This is a genomic window from Streptantibioticus silvisoli, assembly GCF_027947535.2.
Classification (GTDB): Bacteria; Actinomycetota; Actinomycetes; order Streptomycetales; family Streptomycetaceae; genus Streptantibioticus_C; species Streptantibioticus_C silvisoli.
Map to the genome: position 1 here is coordinate 59,314 of NZ_JAAGKO020000007.1, position 17,346 is coordinate 76,659.

Genomic DNA, 17,346 nt, shown 5'->3' on the forward strand with positions numbered 1-17,346 from the left:
TTCAACGCGGCGGAGCCCGGGCCGGGTTACGGTGCCGGGCGCGACGGCGCGACGCCGGCGCGCGGCGCCGGGGCCGGCGCCGCGAAGGTCCACCGGGGCGAAGGCCCGACAGGGCGACGGGAGCGTGCGGTGCAGCGCGGTGCCGAGGCCCACGGAAGCCGCGTCAGGGTGAGCCGTATCAATCGGCGGCGGTGACGAGCGCTTCCCACGCGGCGCGGTCCGGGCCGTCGTGCGCGGGTGCGAAGCCGGGGCGCGCGGCCAGCCGGCTGCCGACGCCGCGCCGGACGTCCTCGGCGCCGTAGGCCCGGTCGGCGCCGCACAGCAGGTGGCGGACCGGGGCGCGGGCCCGCATGACGACGGGATCGTCCCAGGCGGCGGCCTGTTCGGCGGCCCGGCGGCCCGCGGTGGCCGACGGGCCGGACAGCCCACGTTCACCGGCTCGGTCGCCCGCGACCTGGGCGTCGAACCACGGGCGCCGCGGGCCAGCAACTCCTCCTACACGTCGGGGAGTTCGGCTCGCAGTACGGTGCGTACCGGCGCGAGCAGCGAGTGCGGCTGCACCGCCTGCGGCACCCGGGGGCGCCGCCAGCGGAGGAAGTCGGCGTCGAGGTCGTCGCCGGCCCACCGGGAACCCCGCTCGACCAGCGTCACCGGATGACCGCGGCGCGCCGCCATCAGCGCCGTCGCCATACCGCTGATCCCCGCACCCATCACCACGATCCCGGCCAACGGGCCCCTCTCCGCGTCGTGTTGGCGAACGAGCGTATCGCCGCAACCGCGGTGGGCACCGCAGGCGGTCCGGGAGCCGGGCCACGGCGCCGTTCAGCAGCGCGAACCACCGCGCCACGACGCCGAGTTGGACGGCTGGGCGGTCGGCGGGGGTCGCACGGGAGCGCGGGGGCGCGCTCTCTCAACTTGATGACGATGCGTCAGCCAGCGCCGTCAGCTTCCATCCGGCCCATGACGAACCCGACTTCGGCGGCGACGCCACGTGCGTACTGGGGCACGAGTGCCGGCGGCAGAGGTTCGGCCATCCGGAAGGCGCTCCCCAGTCGGGATTGCCGCACCCGTTCGGCTGCGGCGTGGGAGGTACGGTGCCGGTGACCGCACGCTCTCGGCGACGACGCCTGCGTCCCCTTCAAGGGTTCCGCCCCGCCGACCCCCGTGACCGCCATCCGTCACCACACCGCACCGCACCGACTACCCCGGCCCACCCTGCGACCCGGCGGAACGGTGGACGTGGCCCGCGCGGTCCGCGCCTTCCCGGGCCGCGCAGACGAACAGCGCCGCCGATCATGCCCGGCGAGCCGGTCCGCGAGGTCGCGCGGGCGGACCGTTGCTGACGGGGCATCAGACCTGATAAGGCGTCAGGAAGCAACCTCCGCGGGCGACTCGGCCCGTGCCGTCCCCGTGGCGGGTTCGCCGCCGGTGAGGGTGAAGCCGGTGAGTCGCAACAGGGGTGCGGTCAGCAGGAACAGTACGCAGGCCAGGGCCGCGTCGGCGACCATCGCGCCGCGCAGACCGGCCGCACCGGCCCAGGTGCCGATGTAGACCGGGCCGAGCAGGAAGCCCAGGTAGGACACGGTGCCGACGATCGAGGTGGCGCGGCCGCGGCGGGACTCGGCGACGTTGCGCGAGACGACGCCGATCAGGGTGGGGAAGAGCACCGCGGTCCCGGCGCCGGACAGCACCAGGCCGCAGGCGGCGACCGGCAGGTTCGGCGCCGAGGCGATGGTCAGCGAGCCGGCCGCCGCGATCAGCGCCCCGGCCAGTACCACAGTGCGGGCCGGAACCCGCTTCAGGCCGCCGAGACCGAAGCGGGTGACCGAGACGGTCGCGGCGAAGACGGCGGGCGCGACCGCGGCGAGTCCGGTGCCGGAGTGCAGCTGATCGCGGGCGTAGACGGCGCTCCAGCTCTGCTGGGCGTTCTCGTTGGCGAACGCGATCGCCCCGAGCACCCCGATCAGCAGCAGCGGACGCAGCGGCGACCGCCGGACCCCGGCGCCCCGCGCACCCCCCGAACCGCCGGAGGCATCACCGTCAGCGCCCTCCGAACCGCCGGCGGCACCCCCGCCCGAACCACCGAAGGCGTCACCCTCCGAACCGCCGGCGGCACCCCCGCCCGGACCGCCGGCGGCATCACCCTCGGGCGGCGCCGGCGTGTGCGGCGGGAGCGTGCGGAGCATCGCGGCGCCGGCCGCCAGGGCGATCAGCGCGACCACGGCGAACGGCACCGCTAGCGGCAGCGCGCGGGCGGCGCCGAAGCCGGTCGCCAGGCCGGAGACCACGACGAGGGCGGAGAAGGTGCCGTGGGCACGGGCGATGACCGGCCGCCCGGCCAGCTGTTCGGCGCGGCCGGCGACCGCGTTCATCGCCACGTCCGCCGCGCCGCTGGCCGCCCCGGCGACGGCCAGTCCCACGCACAGGTCCGGCAGGCTCCGCGCGGTCAGCGCCAGCGCGGTGCCGACGAGCCCCAGCAGCGCGATGACGCCGGCCGCGACCCGTAGCCCGAATCGGTCCAGCGCCCGGCCGGCCAGCAGCATCGCCGGCAGTGCCCCCGCCCCGACGAACAGCAGCGCCAGCCCCAACTGCCCGTCGCTGACGCCCGCCTGGTCACGCACCCGCGGCACCGAGGCGCCCCACACCCCCCAGAACGCGCCGAAGGCGGCGAACGCCACGTACGCCGAGGCGGCCAGCCCTCCCGGTGGCCCGCCAGGTTTCGCCGACATCGCTTCCGCCCTCCGCCGTTCCGACTCCGCCGGTGTCCCCGTCGGCGTCCCTGTTGGTGTCTCCGTTGGTGTGTAACGATACACACCTAGACTGGCGGCATGACGACGTCTGGCGGCGCCCGGCGCTCCTCCCCCGGTGCGAAACGGGCGACCCTGGCCGAAGTGGCCGCCCTGGCGGAGGTGTCGGTGATGACCGCGTCGTACACGTACAGCCGGCCGGCCCGGGTCTCCGACGAGGCCCGCGCGAAGGTGCTGGCGGCCGCGGAACGCCTGGGCTACGCCGGTCCCGACCCGCGGGCGCGGTCGCTGCGGCGCGGGAGCACCCAGACGCTCGGGGTGGTGCTGGGCGAGCACCTGACGTACGCGTTCGAGGATCCGCAGGCGGCCCGTTTCCTGGCCGGTATCGCGCAGGTGTGCACGGAACGCGGCTACGGCATGACGATCCTGCCGGTCACCGGCGCCCCGCAGGACGCGGCGCGGGTGCGGGCCGCGGCCGTCGACGGGTTCGTGGTGTGGACGACGGCCGAGGACGACCCGGTGCTGGACGCGGTGCGGGCGGTGCGGCGGCCGGCCGTGGTGCACGGCGGGCCCGCGGTGCCGGGGCTCGGCCTGGTCGGCGTCGACAACCGGGCCGCGGCCCGCGCGGTGGGCGCCGCCGCGTTCGCCGGCGCCGCGCGGCCCGCGGTGATCAGCTTCCCGTTGTCCCGGAGCCGGGAGACCACCGTCGGCCCCGGCGCGGCGACCGACGGCGTGCTGTTCCCGGTGACCCGGGACCGCCTGGAGGGCTACCGGCTCGCCGCCGCCGACGCCGGGTTCCGCTGGGACCGGGTGACGGTGGCGGTCTGCGCCCGCAACGACGCCGCCGAGGCCGAGGCGGTCGCCGCCCGGTTGCTGGCGCTGCCCGAGCCGCCGGACGCGATCGCCGCGATGAGCGACGAGCAGGCGGCCGGCGTCGTACGGGCGGCCCGCACGGCCGGCCGGTCCGTACCGCGCGAGCTGTCCGTCACCGGTTGGGACGACGCCGACGTGGCCGTCGAACTCGGCCTGACCTCGGTCGCCCAGTCCCTGCGCGACCAGGGCGCCGCGTGCGCCCGCGCGGCACTCGACGGCGGCCCGGCGGTGACGGTGGCGGCCCCCTGGACCGTGGTGCGGCGCGCGAGCACGCGGGGGTGAGGCGGGGGGTCCGGACGGGCCGGGGCTCCGCACGGGGGTTCCGAACGGGCCGGGGCAGGGTTCCGGACGGGCCGGGCCGGCGCTCCGGACGGGCGGAGGAGGCAGTCGGGTGGCCGGAGGGATGGGGCTTCCGGAGCGACGAAGCCGCCCCGACGCACCCCGGCCGTTGACGGCGCGGAGCCTCAGTCGGGCGTACCCCGGCCGCAGGCCGCGCGGACAGAGCGTCAGCCGGCCGGCTCGGGTGCGGGCGACGGCTCGCCGGCCCATCGGCGCAGAGCGGCCTCCAGGCCGGTGGCGTCGGTGGTGTCGGAGGCCCAGGCGACCACGCCGTCGGGGCGTACCAGCACCCCGGTCGGGGTCGCGTGGTCGTCGGTCACGCCGGTCACCCGGCCGGTCCAGGGCGCGGCGAGGCGGGCGAACGCGCCGTCCGCGGTGCGGTCGAGCAGCAGGAAGCCGCCGTGGTGACCGTGGTCGACCAGGCGGGAGCCGTCCGTCAGCCACAGGTCGGGCACGAACCGGCCGATCAGCGGATGGTCGCCGGGCAGGTCGATGCGCTGGGCGACGCCGGAGATCTTCTTGACCGCGTAGGTCGTGCCCGCCCGCGTGCTCAGCAGGTCGGCGACCACCTCCCGGAGCGCGGCCGACTTGGCGTCCCCGCGCATGACCCCGATCTGGGCCCGCGTCCAGTCCAGTACCCAGGCGCCGAGGGGGCGGCGCTCGGCGTCGTAGGTGTCGAGCAGCCCTTCGGCGGCCCACCCGGCGACCACCGCGCCGAGCTTCCAGCCGAGGTTCATCGCGTCGCCCACCCCGAGGTTGAGCCCCTGACCGCCGAACGGCGAGTGCACGTGCGCCGAGTCGCCGGCCAGGAACACCCGCCCCGACCGGTAGTTCGCGGCCTGGCGGGCGTTGTCGGTCCAGCGGGACCCGGCGGCGCGCAGCGCGGTCAGCGTGACGTCGGTGCCCGAGACCCGGCGCAGGCCGGCCTGCAGCTCCTCAAGGGTGACCGGCGCCGAACGGTCGGCGGGGGCGCCGGTGAACTCCACGGTGACCACCCGGCCGGGCTGCGGCCCGTAGCGGTACGCCCCCCGGGCCGACCACGTCCAGCCGTCCGCGAGCTTGCCCGGGTCGTCGAGGTCGACGGTCCCCATCATCCCGGTGAGTTCGGGGTCGGTGCCGGGGAAGCCGATGCCCGCGAGGCGCCGCACGGTGCTGCGCCCGCCGTCGCACCCGACCAGCCACCCGGTGCGCACCGGGCCGGCGGTCGTGCCGACGACCACGCCGTCGCCGGTGTCCTCGAACGCGGTGACCTCCACCCCGCGTCGCACCGGTACGCCGAGTCGCGCGACATGGCCGGCCAGCAGCTCCTCCAGCTCGCGCTGCGGCACCATCCGCGCTCCGTCGACCGCGGTGTGCGCGGCGAGGTCGGGGTCGGAGGCGTCCACGAGGTCGGCGTCGAGGACCATTCCCGCGAAATGCCCGGTGAACCGCGACCCGCGCGCCTCCCGACCGCCATCGGTCCGCCGGTCATCGGCCCGGGGAGCGAACGGTCCGACCCGTTCGAGCAGCTCCCGCTGCACCTGTTCGGCGGCGGGCAGCAGGCCGCGGCGGTCGAGCGCCTCGGCCGTCGGAACGTTGATCGCCCCCGCCTTCATCGATTCGTCCGGCTCGGCCCGCCGCTCGATCACCTGCACCGTCGCTCCGGAGAGCGCCAGCTCCGCGGCGAGCACCAGGCCCACCGGTCCGGCTCCGACCACGGTCACGTCCGCGTCCTGGTTCATCTTCGTCGTCATCATCGTCATCGACACGAACACCGTTCTATATACGAACACCGTTCGTGTCAAATAGGATGACCGGGTGAACCCGAAAGAGCGACGCGCGGCACGCCACCGGCCGCCGAACCCCGAGGCCGAACCCGGCTCCAGGCCGCGGCGCCGCAAGGACCCGATCACCGTCGACCAGGTCGTCGACACCGCACTGGGCCTCGTCGCCACGGAGGGTTACGAGGCACTGACCATGCGCCGGCTGGCCGGCGCGCTCGACACCGGCCCCGCCTCGCTCTACGCCCACGTGGTCAACAAGGCCGACCTCGACGAGCTGCTCATCGGGCGGCTGTGCGCCGGGCTGGTCCTGCCCGAGCCCGAACCCGCGACCTGGCGGGAGCAGCTGCGCGGCGTGTGCGCCCAGGTGCGCGACCAGTACCTGGCCTACCCCGGGATCTCCCGCGCCGCGCTCGCCATGGCCCCCACCGACCTGGAGACCGTGCGCGTCAGCGAGGGCATGCTGGCGATCCTGCTCGCCGGCGGCGTCACCCCGCAGGCCGCCGCCTGGGCCGCCGACGCCCTCCTGCTGTACGTGGCCGCCTACTGCCTGGAGATCTCCGTCATGAGGCAGCGCAAGGCCGACGACGACACGGACTGGGTCGTCGACACCGCCGAACTCCGGCGCCGGCTGACCGCACTGCCCGCCGAGACCTTCCCGCACACCACCCGCCACGCGGCCGAACTCACCGCCGGCACGGGCCACGAACGGTTCGACTTCACCGTCACCCTGATGATCGATGGCCTGGCCCACCGTTAGGGCGCCGGCGCGCGATGGGACCGCGCCGCGGACACGGGGTCGGCGGCGCGGGCCGCATTCGCGGGGTGGGCGGGCCGCATTCACGGGGTGGGCGGGCCGAACTCGCGGGCAACGGTGGTTCCGCGGTCGGCCGGCGTGGTGACTCTCGTCCTGGGGGCGGTCCTTGAGCGCCGCATCCTCACCGGCACGCCGGGTTCCGGGAAGACCGACGATGCTACGGGCGCCGGCGCGGCGCGGGTTCGGGCGCATGAACCGAGCCACCGGCGCTCCGACTACGACCTCGTCGGCTCGGCTACGACCTCGTCGAGATGCCGGCGGGCGAGGTGGCCGACCGGGTCTACACGTCACGGCCACGGTCGAACGGCTCGGCCACGACGGCTGACCGCTTGCGAGCCGGGGGCGCGGGAGGGGGCGCGTGCGGTGGAGCGGCGCATGCGGTGGAGCGGCGCATACGGCGGAGCGGCGCATACGGCGGAGCGGCGTCAACCCGCGCGTGCCGGTCGACGCCGTCCGCCGCATCAGCCCTGACGCCGCACCGCCGTCCTGGACCCCGGCCCTCAGGTCGTCCGCGTGCCGGTGAGCGTTCCGGCGGCCAGGACATGTCCCGCGAGGGTCGACGGCACGGCTTGCATGTCGGCGACCTCGGTGAAGTCGACGTCGGTGTCGAGGGCGTAGAGGTGGAAGCGGTAGCGGTGCGTGCCGTGGCCGGGGAGCGGCCTCGGTCCGACGTACTTGGCCTGGCGGCGGTGGTTGGGGAGGAACCGGAAGCGCGGGTCGTCCGGCGTCAGGGCGCCTTCCGGCAGGCCACCCCCGCTCGGCGCGAACACGGCGACCGTGTGGATGCCGGGCACGGCACCGGGATTGTCGAGGTCTTCGAGCACGAAGACCAGGCCCTTTGTCCCCGCCGGAAGGGCACTCCACGCGAGGGCGGGCGAGACGTCGTCGCCGATGAACTGCCCGCAGTGCTTGGCGGGCACGACGTCCCCGTCGCGGAAGGCGGGCGAGGTCAGCGTGATGCGGTTGCCGGTCGCGAGTTCGGGGGCGTTGGCGATGCTCGCGGCTTCGTCGGGGCGCCGGTTGCGCAGCAGTCGGCCGACGGGGACGAGAAGGGCTTCTACGGGATGCACGGTGTTCCTGTTCAGGAGTCGGCGACGCTTCAGGAGTCGGCGATGCGGAGGAGGAGCGGAGCGACCCGCAGGAGGTCGTCGCGTTCGGCGGCGGTGAGTTCGGCGAGCCGGCCGTTGAGCCAGTCCTGCCGGTGGCGACGCGACGCCGTGGACGCTTCCCGGCCCTCCGCGGTCAACGCGAACAAGACCTTGCGCCGGTCCTCCGTCCCGCGGGACTTCGTGACGTAGGCGAGTTGTTCGAGCCGCCGGACCGTCTGACTCATCGACCCGAGCGTGACCCTCGCCGTCGCGGCCAGATCGCTCAGGCTCAGCCGGCCCTGCTTGTCGAGAACGATGAGGACGAGCAGCGCCTCCTCGGAGACCTCTCCCTCAACGCGTTCGGAGCGGAACCGGCTGTAGAGCCGCACGACCGCGCGCCGCAGCTCCGCGCCGACCTCGTCGATGTGCTCGGTCACGCCACACCCCCCATTGCTTAGTAGACCATAGCATCTACTTAATCCTACTAAGCAAAATGAGGCGGCGAGGCCGACCGGACCGACGGCCCGGCAGCCGGTGAAATGCGACGCGAACGCGAGCCGGGGAACAGGCGCGGGGCGAGGGCAATCCCGCACGCGGGAGGGGTTCGTCGACCGCGCGGTGGGGCCTCGTCATGCCCGGTCACATCAGGTCAGTCCTGGCGGGCCCCGGCCGGTCGGGTCAGGCCGGACAGTCGATCAACCAGTGGATCAGCCGGTCGGTCAGGCGGTGGGTCAGCCAGTCGGTCAGCCGGTGGGTCAGGCAGTCGTCCGATCGGTCGATCGGCCAGTTCGTCAGTCGTATCTACCGTTCAGACGGGTCGGTCCGGTCGGCCCGGCGGCCCGGAACCGCTGGCCGCTCCGAAGCGGTCCGGCGGGCCGGAGCCCGTCGGCTCAGCTCAGGCTGCCCGCCGGCGTCGGCTCCTCGCTCCAGCGCAGGAGCGCTCCGAGACCGCCGGGGGGCGCCTGGCCGGGGTCGGGGACGGTGACGACGCGGGCGCCGTTCGCGGCGGCCGACCTCAACAGCGCGTCGTCCGCGCGGGCGGACTGCGGGTCGGAGGCGCCAAGGGACTTCAACTCGTTGCTGCGTACCGCCAGTTGATCGGGCCCGGTGCCGACCCACACCTCGTGGGCCAGGGCGCCGCCGCGCGGGTGGATCAGCAGGGTGTCGATGCGGTGCTCGCGGGCCGCCTCCACCAGCGTCTCCAGGTCGGACGCGGAGGGCGTGCCGCCGGCCTGGTAGCGCTCGACGTCGCGGTCGGTGCTCTCCCGCTCGTAGGAGGCACGGGCGGCGGCCAGGTCGCGTTCGAGCAGTCCGGTACCCGACCCCGGGGCCCGGCCGCCGTGGTCGGTCTCCGCGGTGCGCTCGGCGATGGCGGCGGGCAGGTTCTCGCGTACGGTGTGGCGTTCCCGGGCGCCGCCGGCCAGCAGCAGGAGTTGCGCGCCGCTGTCCTGCCAGGCGTCCTCGATGTGCCGGGCGATCTCACGGGCGTTCTGCTCCCAGGCGTTCTCCGCCGCGAGGTCGTGGTGGCGCTCGTCCCAGGTACCGCGCCCGGTGCGGTGGACCGGGGTCGCGGCGCCGTCGACGGTGCCCAGTGGGTGGCTGCGGCCGTCGCGGAGTTCGAGGTCGGCGCCGGTACGGTCCACGTGCGCCACGAGGCACGGCAGGTCGTCGGCGAGACCGTCGAGCAGCGGCGTGAGCCGGGGCAGCGCCGACCACGTCTCACCGGAGCGGGCGGGCGGGCCGGCCAGGGCGAGGTCGGCGACGATGTCACCGTGGGTGGCCAGCACGTAACGGCCCGCCTTCCGGCCGGAGACCCCGGCCCGCGGCGGCGCGGCGAGCGTCTCGTAGACCGCTTCCCTGGTGCGCTGGTCGGCACCCAGCGACCCCAGGCGTTCCCGCGATCCCCGGGCGGTCAGCTCGCGGCGGTGCTCGGCGTCGGGCGTGTCGTAGGTGGCGTCGATCCACACACTGGCCCAGGGGCCGGCGCGCTCGACGGCGGTACCGAGGAATCCGAGGTCCATGATCGTCATCTCCGCTTCTCGCGAGCGTGATCCTTGCGACGACCCCATCCGCACGCTCGCAGGCCCGGCCGGGACGGCGAGCGTGCGAAGCGGTCCCCCCACCGTGTTCCACGCACCCGGCGGCGGAAACGGTCACCCGCGCACATAACGGCACGGCGCCAAGGTCATCGCGCGGGCGCGGCGGGCTTCGGCGACTCCACGGCCCCGGCGTAGTCGGGATCCGTGACCGGCTCCAGCCAGATCGTGCGCCCGAGCGAGACCGCGGTGTGGACCAGCAGCCCGTGCGCGGAGGCACCGTGCCAGTGGGTCTCGCCGGGCGGCACCCACACGGTGTCCCCGATCCGCAGCGGGCGCGGCGGCTCGTCCCGGACTCCGATCAGCCCCTCACCGGCGGTGACGTGCAGGATCTGGCCGTGCTCGTGGCGGTGCCAGTGGGTGCGCGCGTACGGGGTGAACGTGACGGTGTTGATGGTGACGGTGCCGGCCGCGCCGGCACGGGTGGCGGGCAGCACCGGGTCGGCCCAGACGGTGCCGGTGAAGGTCGCGGAACGCTGCTCGGCCCGGCCGTGCGCCGCGCGGCCCCGGATGATCTGCATGGTGGTCTCCGTGTCGGTCGTCCGGTCGGGGGTTCTTGGTGGGGCGAGGCCTGGGGGGCTGGCCGGAGGCGGGGGCCTGATGGAGGCGGGGCTTGGCGGAGGCGTGTGTGTCGACGCGATCGCATCGGGCGACGCGGGCGAGCACGTCCGAGAATTGGCCCTGAGCTGCCCGGGCGCGTCAGGATCGTGGTGAGCCTGGCACGCGGTGGCCGGGGGCCGTACTCCGTGGGCGGCCCGCCGGCCGGGCGGCCGTGGGAGTCGCGATCCCGCGGAAGGCGACTCCTGCCGGTGACCCGCGCCCCGCGCGCGGCCTGAACGACTCGATCCCCATCCCCTGGACCGGGTTCTCCGATGGGGGCATGTCACTCCTCGATCGTCCGGACGCGGAGGGCCTGCGGCCGCCGACGGACTACCGGCGGTGGGCGCTCCTACGGTAGGCGCCGGGATCGATCAATCCCGCACGAAATGCGACTTTACGATCTTCGTCCGCCCGATCGGCAGACACGACCCGGAGCCGGCAACAACGGACCAATCAGCGACCACGCGACATCAGGTATCTCGCCCTCAATTCCCTTCGCGACCGGTCCAACGATCAGATGATCGGAACGGCACTCCCCCGGTGTATTGACCATGAACGTTGTTGACAGGCGTCGGGTCTATGCACGCAGACCTCCGGTCCGGGGTGGAGCTGTCCAGGACCCCAGCGAGGATGCCCGCAACCGGCAGCCACCACCAGCGAGCGCAAGAGCGGCAGGCCGGTGATCAGCTACAGCCACATCCACTCCGCTGTCGACGACCACTCCCGCCCGGCCTACAGCGAAGTCCTCACCGACGAACGCCAGGAATCGCACCGCCGCCCACCGCCTTCCTGTATGACCACAACTACCACCGCTGCCACACCACCCTCGGAGGCCACCCCCGATCACCCGCGTCGAACCCGCAGGTCACTACACCTGGAAGTCGAGCTGGCGCTGGATGCGTGAACCGTGCGGCTGGGCAGCCGAGGTGCGGACAGCTGCGGTCCGCCGCTGGCGCGAAAACCAATAGTCGACCACGGCGAAACATTCAGTGAAAGCGCGATCGGGAGCGAGTTCCGGTGGCCGCTCGCGGGAAATCAGCGCGTCCTTTCGGTGTGAGCTGAATGGAACGATGTGGCACCTGTGGACGAGCGGTAATTTCCCCGGCGTGTCGGACGACGACAACCGTGCCATTTCGCGAATTCGTTGACTGGTCGTTGTTGATGTCAACGGTCTACTGACTCAAAGTCATTGTCGAAGTCAACGACCAGTCAACGGTTTCAGCGAACAGCAACGCTCCTCCGGCGCGACACGCCGGTCCGTCATATACGAGTTCGTGCATGGTTGGCCGTAGGGCGTGAAACACGATCTCGTCAACGACATCGCCTGGCAACTGCTGCCGACGGAGCTGGGGTTCGGCTCCGGTCAGACCTGCTGGCGCCGCCTGAAACGGTGGCAGCAGGCCGGAGTCTTCGACCGGCTGCACCGAATCCTGCTCGCCGGACTGAATGCGGCGGGGGAACTGGACTGGGCCCACGCGTGTGTGGACGGCTCCCGAAGTGCGACGGACGTGGCACCCCACTCAAGGTGATCACCACGGCCGCCCATGTCAACGACATCACGCAGCCCCTCACCCTGCTCGATGACATCCCGCCAATCGCCGGGCTCCAACTCCCGCGCCAACCACCGTGAACTGCGAAGACGCATGATCCTGCCCGCCATCTCCCACCGCGGCGAGGAAAACATCCACGGACTGGGCAAGCTCCGCTACGTGGTGGAGCAGACCTTCGCCCTGCTCCACCAGTTCGAACGCCTCGCCGCCCGCTGGGAGCGACGCACCGAACTCCACGACGCCTTCATCTCCCTCACATGCGGCCTCATCTGCTGGAGACGCCTCAAACGAGCCCAACCATGAACGTCTTACGAGCTCATAGGGCCTTGTCCCGAGTCTTCGGTGGCCGCGTCGGAGGGGGGTGAGCTTGTTCCGCTGTGACGGACACCGTTGGTGCGCTGGTCAGACTGCGAGCGTGGTTTCGTAGTCGGCGGGGCTGCGGTGGCCGAGGCCGCTGTGCAGTCGGTGCAAGTTGTACCAGCACTCGATGAAGTCGTTATCGACATCGCCTCGCACCGCATCGTCGGTTGGGCAACCGCCGACCAGGTGCGCACAGATCCGGTCGCCACCTGCCGACAGCGCCGCCCCACCCGTCCGGTGATCTTGCCCTCGGATCGCGGAAGCCAGTACGCCAGTTGGCAAGTCGCAGCTCTGGCATACGGAGTCCGTCTGTCGGTCGGCCACACCGGACAGTGCTGGGACCACGCACTCGCCGAATCGTTCTTCGCCGCCATCACACGCGAAGCGCTCGACACCACCGCCTGGCCCAGCCGGACCGCCGCCCGCACCGCGATCTTCGGTGGTCAGGTAGAGCCGGCCCTTGTCGGTCGGACATGGGCGTACAGCCCATCGTGAGCGGGCTGGACGTTGCGGACGGTGAGATCGGGACGGGTGGAGGGGCGCGGATCGGGGACTGTGGTCAGGTGCCGTCGTCCGCGGTGTCGGCCGGTCGGGCTGGCCCGAACGCATCAGCTGTGCGACACGGCGGCGCCCTCGTGTTGGGGAGCGGCATGGAGGCGGGGAACGCCGTAAGTTCCGCGTAACCTGGCGTGGACGGCGGTGATGCGTTCGGTCAGCCAGGCATCGCGGACCGCGCGGGGGCCGGGTCCGCCCGTTCGGCGGGCGTAGTGGGTGCGGTTCGGGAGACCCTCAGCAGTTCACGCGCCCGTTTGGCACTGCGACCTGCGCGTTTCCCCGCCTCGAGGAACAGGTGCACGCTCACCGGGTCCCTTCGCAAAGAAAGCGTGGCCTGTTTGAGAACGTGGACGTCCTCGCGCAGTCGGCGGTTCTCCCGCCGCAGCGCGGCCAACTCCTCGCGTTCACTGCTGGTCAGCCCGTCCCGATCGCCGGTACGAACGACGAGGGGTGCCGGTCCGATCGGCAGACAAACGCCGCCCCGATCGTCATACGGCGCCAGCCAGCTCCTCATGCACCCCCGCCAAAAAGCCTCACGCACCCCGGTCCAGCTCACGCACCCCGGCCGCCACGTCGGCCGCCAGCTCGGCGTCGTCCGCCAGATCGGCCGCGCCGAGGACCGTGAGCAGGCGGCGGACGGCGTCGGCCGGGGTACCGGCGTCCCAGGCGGTGCGCAGCGCGGTCGCGGACGGGTCGTCGAGCGGCGCGGCGCGGGTGTGACGGGCGTAGGCGGCGAGGCAGCCGGTGAGCGCGGGGGCGGGCCGGCCGGCGGAGCGCAGTTCGCGCAGCGGGGCGAGCCAGCGTTCCGGGATCTTCAGTGAGCCGTCGGAGGCGATCTGCCGCAGCCGGTGGCCCATGGCGTGGTTGGCGAACCGTTCGACGAGGCTGTCGACGTAGGCGCCGGTGTCCAGGCCCGGCGCTGCGGGCAGCGTGGCGGCGACCTCGGTCGCGTAGTCGCGGACCGCCCGCTCGCCCCACGCGGTGTCCAGCACGTCGGCGACCGTGTCGAGGCCGGCGGCCAGGCCGCGGTGGGCGAGCAGTGAGTGGGAGCCGTTGAGCAGTCGCAGCTTGGTCAGTTCGTACGGAGCGACGTCGGCGACGAGCTGGGCGCCGGCCGCCTCCCAGCGCGGGCGGTCGGCGGTGAAGGCGTCCTCGATCACCCACTGGGTGAACGGTTCGGCGGCCACCGCCGCCTCGTCGCGCCGGCCGCCGAGGGCGCGGGCGGCGGCGTCCCGGTCGGCTTCGGTGGGCGCCGGGACGATGCGGTCGACCATGGTGGGCGGAAAGGCGACCGAGGTCTCCAGCCATTCCAGCAGCCGGGCGTGCTCCGGCCAGCCGGCGGCGGTCACGTGGTCGCGGACCAGCCGGGCGAGGACCGTGCTGTTGCCGGTCATGTTGTCGCACGAGAGCACCGACAGCGGCGGGCCCCCGGCGGCGTACCGGGCACGCAGTCCGACGGCCAGCTGTCCGACGGCGGTGGCGGGTGGTCCGGCGCCGGCGAGGTCGGCGCGTACCGCAGGGTCGTCGAGGTCCAGGCCGTGGTGGACCGGATCGCGCCGGTAGCCCTTCTCGGTGACGGTGAGGGTGACGACGGTGACGTCCGGCGAGGCGAGCAGGGCGCGGAGGCGGTCGGCGTCGGCGGTGGCGTGCAGGGCCTCGGTGACGGCGGCGACGACGCGGGTGGCCGGGCCGCCGGGGTCGCGGCGGGTGCAGGTGTACAGGCAGTCCTGCGGCCGCAGGGCGTCGAGGACGGCGGTGGAGCGCTGGGCGACGGCTGCGATGCCCCAGCCTCCGCCGTGCGCGGCCTCGGCGTCCTCGGTGTAGAGCGCCTGGTGGGCGCGGTGGAAGGCGCCGAGGCCGAGGTGGACGACGCGCGGGCGCAGGGCGGCCGGGTCGACGGCGGGCCGGACCGCCCGCGGCAGGGCGGACAGCGCGGCGCGGTCCAGGCGCGGGGAGACGGCGTTCACCAGACAGGCGCCGAGCCGTCGCGCCGACCGCCCGTCGGGGGGTACGCGTACGGAAAACCGGCGTCGGCCCGCTCCCCGTGGCCGGGTGCGCCGGACGGGCGCGGGGCGCCGTCGCGTGGCCGGAGGCGGGGGCGGCGAGGGAACTCAGCGGTCCGCTGGTCGTGAGCCATGTGCTCCTGGATACCAAGCCGGGCCGGGAGACGTCGAGCGGGACGCGGACCGCGAGGCCGCCGGGGAACACGCCCGGCGCCGAACCGGGAGCCCACCTCGTGCCGCCGGGTCGAGGGCGTGCCGTGACGACGTCCGTTCGGCACCGTGGCGTTCCGCCCAACGGGGCCGGTGACTCGCTGACGGGCGGTACGGCCGGGAGTACAGGGGCGCACCCGCAGCATGAACGGCGCCACGTCCGCCGCGATGCGAGCGGCGCCACCCGCGCGGCTGCCATCGACCGCGCCGGTGGCACGGTGCGAGCCGCGCGACCGGCGGAACGGACCGGAGCACGCGGCGCGGCGGACGATGCCCCGAAGCCCGGGTGGTGCTCCGGGGGACGCAAAGCACGACCCCGTACAGCCCGGCGGAACGGAGCGGAGCACCTGGCGCAGCGGAAACGGCCACCGGGTGGCCCGGCCGTCCCCCGGGAGGACAGCCGCCGCGACCCCATGGACGCTGCCGCAGGCGCCCGCTGCCCCGTCAGGGGTGCTCAACCGCTCGGGGCAGCGTGTGGACGATCTCGTCGCCGAGGCGTTCGAACTCCTTGCGCAGGAAGGGGCCGGCCAGCGCGGCCAGGCCCTTGAAGCGGATGGTCGCCCGGTAGGTGACCTCGGTGCCGCCGTCGACCGTCCGGAAGGTCAGGTCGTCGGTGATCTCGGCGGTGCGGTTCTCGCCGGTGAAGACCAGGCGGCGGTCCTGTGACGTGGTGAGGCGGTAGGTCAGTTCGGTGCGCCGGCCGCGGAACTGCGAGACGTTGTGCCAGCGGGCCCCCTCGCGCGGCGGGCCGTCGTCCTCGCGGACGCAGCTGACCGTACCGGGGTCCCACTGTTCGGTGCGGGAGAAGTCCCTGAGGTAGTCCACGACCGCCTCGGCCGGCCGCCGTACGGTCATGGTGCGCTGTACGCGGATCACGGTGGGGTCCTTTCGCCGGGGCTGTGACGACCTCCGTCTACCCCGGTCCGCCCCCGATGCCCGTATCCGCCGCGCACCGCCGCGCGCGGACACCGGCGGGGCCGGGCGGTCAGGGCGCCGAACGGTTACGACGTCGAGCGGTCAGGGTTCCGGACGGTTACGACGACGAACGGTCAAGGCCCCGGACGGTCAGAGCGCCGAGCGCCGCGCAGCCGGCCGCCAGTGCCAGGCCCAGCGGCGGGTGCGGCGCGAGCCCGCCGGCCAGGGCGGCGCCGGCCGACGCGCCGCCGGACATGATGGTGTTGACCCAGGACTGCGCCTCGATGGCGGCGCCCCGCGGTGCGGCGTCGGCCGCGGCGGAGAACAGGGCGGCGAGCGTGGAGCCCAGGAACAGCCCGGCGACCGGCGCGGCGACCGCGAGCAGCGGTGGGTCGAGGGCGGCGGCGGCCAGCAGGGCGAGGCCGGCCGCGTAACCGGTCAGCAGCAGGGGCAGGCCCGCGCGCCGGGCGCCGGAGGCACGGCCGCCCAGGGCGAGGGAGCCGGCGATGCTGCCGGCCGACAGCGCCGCGAGCAGGGGGCCGGCGGCCCACAGCGCGCCGGCCTGCCGGACGCAGGCGGTCAGTGACACCTCGGTGGCGGTCAGCGCCAGGTTGGTCAGCGCGGCGGTGACCAGCAGCCGGCGCGGTGCCGGGAAGCGTTGCGCGGCGGAACGGCCGGGTGGGCGGGGTGCGGTGGGCGCGGGGGGCGGCGCGGAACGGGCGGCGACCACCGCGGCGGCGGTCGCGGTGAGCGCGAGCAGCACGCCGAGCGCCGCGTACGGGCCGGCGGTGGTGGCCAGGGCGCCGGCGAGCGCGGGGCCGGCGATGGCGGTGAGGTCGAAGATCACCGCGTCCAGCGCGAACGCGGTGCGGCGCAGGCCGGGCGGGGTGCCGCGGGCCCACAGGCCGCGCAGGGCGGGGCTGAGCGGCGGGGTGAGGAGGCCGGCCAGGACGGCGGTGGTGGTCAGCACGGCGGCGGGGGCGGTGCGGTCGACGGCGAGGGCGAGGCCGAGCAGGGCGGTGAGGTAGCCGGCCAGGCAGAGCGGTACGACCGCGCGCAGTCCGTGCCGGTCGGCGAGCCGGCCGCGCAGCGGCGCGGTGAGGGCCTGCCCGAGCGAGTAGCCGCCGACCACCGCGCCGGCCGCGGACAGCGAGGCGTGGTGGGAGGCGACCAGCAGCAAGGTGATGCTGACCATGCCCTGCGGCAGCCGGGCGCAGACGTCGGTGACGGCGAGCCGCCGCAGGTCGGGCCGGGCGAGCAACCGGCGGTAGGAGCCGGTCGTTGGGTCCACAACGGTCACGGCGTTCCCTGTCCCATCGCACTGCGGCCGGCCGGCGGCGGGCCGCACCCTGCCGTAGCTGCGGGTTGGGCCCTGCGTGGCAGCGGCCCGCCGCCGCACGTCGGCCGTCCCGTCACGTTGCGGTCTCCCGGCC

15 protein-coding genes and 2 pseudogenes are annotated in these 17,346 nt (G+C 74.3%); 6 read left to right on the forward strand and 11 right to left on the reverse strand.

Annotated elements, in window-relative coordinates:
• Positions 1–178: 178 nt before the first annotated feature.
• From POF43_RS07305 to POF43_RS07315, 3 genes and pseudogenes are all read right to left on the reverse strand, one after another.
• A complete protein-coding gene (locus POF43_RS07305) occupies positions 179–352 on the reverse strand; it encodes a hypothetical protein (protein WP_271324708.1) in 174 nt (57 codons plus the stop codon).
• A 146-nt stretch (positions 353–498) separates the two neighbouring features.
• A pseudogene (locus POF43_RS07310) lies at positions 499–711 on the reverse strand (FAD-dependent oxidoreductase); the annotation flags it as partial.
• A gap of 656 nt (positions 712–1,367) precedes the next feature.
• Positions 1,368–2,729 (reverse strand): MFS transporter, encoded by a 1,362-nt coding sequence (locus POF43_RS07315; RefSeq protein ID WP_271324707.1) that lies wholly within the window; start codon positions 2,727–2,729, stop codon positions 1,368–1,370.
• Positions 2,730–2,828: 99 nt separating this feature from the next.
• On the opposite strand from POF43_RS07315, the gene POF43_RS07320 reads away from it, so the two are divergent.
• Entirely contained in the window at positions 2,829–3,902 is a 1,074-nt protein-coding gene (locus POF43_RS07320; protein WP_282704470.1) for a LacI family DNA-binding transcriptional regulator, read from the forward strand.
• A 224-nt stretch (positions 3,903–4,126) separates the two neighbouring features.
• On the opposite strand, the gene POF43_RS07325 is transcribed toward POF43_RS07320, so the two are convergent.
• Complete coding sequence (locus POF43_RS07325; RefSeq protein ID WP_271325648.1) at positions 4,127–5,701, reverse strand: FAD-dependent oxidoreductase; 1,575 nt, start codon at positions 5,699–5,701, stop codon at positions 4,127–4,129.
• Positions 5,702–5,756: 55 nt separating this feature from the next.
• Between POF43_RS07325 and POF43_RS07330 the strand changes: the two genes are divergently transcribed.
• Positions 5,757–6,479: a TetR/AcrR family transcriptional regulator gene (locus POF43_RS07330; RefSeq protein WP_271325647.1), complete on the forward strand. Its 723-nt coding sequence runs from the start codon at positions 5,757–5,759 to the stop codon at positions 6,477–6,479.
• Between the two features lie 557 nt (positions 6,480–7,036).
• Here POF43_RS07330 and POF43_RS07335 read toward each other — a convergent pair.
• From POF43_RS07335 to POF43_RS07350, 4 genes are all read right to left on the reverse strand, one after another.
• Entirely contained in the window at positions 7,037–7,606 is a 570-nt protein-coding gene (locus POF43_RS07335) for a YbhB/YbcL family Raf kinase inhibitor-like protein (RefSeq protein WP_271325369.1), read from the reverse strand.
• 29 nt (positions 7,607–7,635) lie between these two features.
• Complete coding sequence (locus tag POF43_RS07340) at positions 7,636–8,061, reverse strand: MarR family winged helix-turn-helix transcriptional regulator (protein WP_271325368.1); 426 nt, start codon at positions 8,059–8,061, stop codon at positions 7,636–7,638.
• Positions 8,062–8,514: 453 nt separating this feature from the next.
• A complete protein-coding gene (locus POF43_RS07345) occupies positions 8,515–9,654 on the reverse strand; it encodes a baeRF2 domain-containing protein (RefSeq protein WP_271315546.1) in 1,140 nt (379 codons plus the stop codon).
• Positions 9,655–9,809: 155 nt separating this feature from the next.
• The gene (locus POF43_RS07350; protein ID WP_271315547.1) at positions 9,810–10,241 is read right to left on the reverse strand and encodes a cupin domain-containing protein; all 432 of its coding nucleotides are present in this window, start codon (positions 10,239–10,241) and stop codon (positions 9,810–9,812) included.
• Between the two features lie 722 nt (positions 10,242–10,963).
• Here POF43_RS07350 and POF43_RS07355 point away from each other — a divergent pair.
• The 4 genes and pseudogenes from POF43_RS07355 to POF43_RS07370 all read left to right on the forward strand — a co-directional run.
• Positions 10,964–11,089: pseudogene (locus POF43_RS07355) on the forward strand (IS481 family transposase); the annotation flags it as partial.
• Positions 11,090–11,615: 526 nt separating this feature from the next.
• Positions 11,616–11,849: a transposase gene (locus POF43_RS07360; RefSeq protein WP_271315548.1), complete on the forward strand. Its 234-nt coding sequence runs from the start codon at positions 11,616–11,618 to the stop codon at positions 11,847–11,849.
• Between the two features lie 51 nt (positions 11,850–11,900).
• On the forward strand, positions 11,901–12,173 hold the full coding sequence (locus POF43_RS07365; RefSeq protein WP_271324812.1) for a hypothetical protein: 273 nt from the start codon (positions 11,901–11,903) through the stop codon (positions 12,171–12,173).
• Between the two features lie 138 nt (positions 12,174–12,311).
• Complete coding sequence (locus POF43_RS07370; protein ID WP_271324811.1) at positions 12,312–12,725, forward strand: hypothetical protein; 414 nt, start codon at positions 12,312–12,314, stop codon at positions 12,723–12,725.
• Between the two features lie 593 nt (positions 12,726–13,318).
• Here POF43_RS07370 and POF43_RS07375 read toward each other — a convergent pair.
• The 3 genes from POF43_RS07375 to POF43_RS07385 form a co-directional block, all read right to left on the reverse strand.
• Positions 13,319–14,752: a mannitol dehydrogenase family protein gene (locus POF43_RS07375; protein WP_271324810.1), complete on the reverse strand. Its 1,434-nt coding sequence runs from the start codon at positions 14,750–14,752 to the stop codon at positions 13,319–13,321.
• Positions 14,753–15,442: 690 nt separating this feature from the next.
• Complete coding sequence (locus tag POF43_RS07380) at positions 15,443–15,874, reverse strand: SRPBCC family protein (protein WP_271324809.1); 432 nt, start codon at positions 15,872–15,874, stop codon at positions 15,443–15,445.
• A 157-nt stretch (positions 15,875–16,031) separates the two neighbouring features.
• Positions 16,032–17,213, reverse strand: coding sequence for an MFS transporter (locus tag POF43_RS07385; RefSeq protein WP_282704471.1), 1,182 nt, complete (start codon positions 17,211–17,213; stop codon positions 16,032–16,034).
• Positions 17,214–17,346: the final 133 nt, after the last annotated feature.